Here is an 807-nt window from a genome sequence, read left to right as displayed (position 1 = left end):
GAAGACCTGGGTGTGGACGTCACTCCGCGCCTGAAGACCCTCAAGGTCACGGAACCTGCCAAGCGCGGCGCCGGCGTCAAGGTGGCCGATGTGGCCGCCCTGGTCGAGAAACTCAAGAACGAAGCGAAGGTGATCTAAATGTCGGTACTCGTTATTGCTGAACACGACAACGCCGCCATCAAGGGCGCAACGCTCAACACCGTGACCGCCGCCATTGCCTGCGGTGGTGACGTGCACGTGCTGATCGCCGGCCACAACGCCAGTGGCGCCGCAGCTGCTGCCGCCCAGATCGCCGGCGTCGCCAAGGTCCTGCACGCCGATGCCCCCGGCCTGGAACACGGCCTGGCCGAGAACGTGGCCGCGCAAGTCCTGGCCATCGCCTCCAACTACAGCCACATCCTGTTCCCCGCCACTGCCAGCGGCAAGAACGTGGCCCCGCGCGTGGCGGCCAAGCTCGACGTCGCCCAGATCAGCGACATCACCAAGGTGATCTCCCCCGACACCTTCGAGCGCCCCATCTACGCCGGCAACGCCATTGCCACCGTGCAAAGCGCAGACAGCGTCAAGGTCATCACCGTGCGCACCACGGGCTTTGATGCCGCAGCCGCCTCCGGTGGCAGCGCAGCCACCGAAGCATCCGCCGCAGCAGCGGATGCCGGCAAGAGCAGCTTTGTGGGCAGCGAGATCGCCAAGAGCGACCGCCCAGAACTCACCGCCGCCAAGATCATCGTCTCCGGTGGCCGGGCTCTGGGCAGCAAGGAAAAGTTCGATGAAGTGATGACCCCGCTGGCCGACAAGCTGGGCGCT

At 65.9% G+C, this 807-nt stretch carries 1 protein-coding gene and 1 pseudogene; both read left to right on the top strand.

Annotation, left to right across the window (positions count from 1 at the left end; genetic code table 11):
* A pseudogene (locus PMI14_RS34375) lies at nucleotides 1–138 on the top strand (electron transfer flavoprotein subunit beta/FixA family protein); the annotation flags it as partial.
* Nucleotides 139–807 (top strand): electron transfer flavoprotein subunit alpha/FixB family protein (locus PMI14_RS23365; RefSeq protein ID WP_007857958.1); only part of this gene is annotated, 669 nt, incomplete at its 3' end.

Source organism: Acidovorax sp. CF316 (assembly GCF_000276605.1).
Taxonomy (GTDB): domain Bacteria; phylum Pseudomonadota; class Gammaproteobacteria; order Burkholderiales; family Burkholderiaceae_C; genus Acidovorax.
This window is presented reverse-complemented; position numbering and strand designations above follow the sequence as displayed.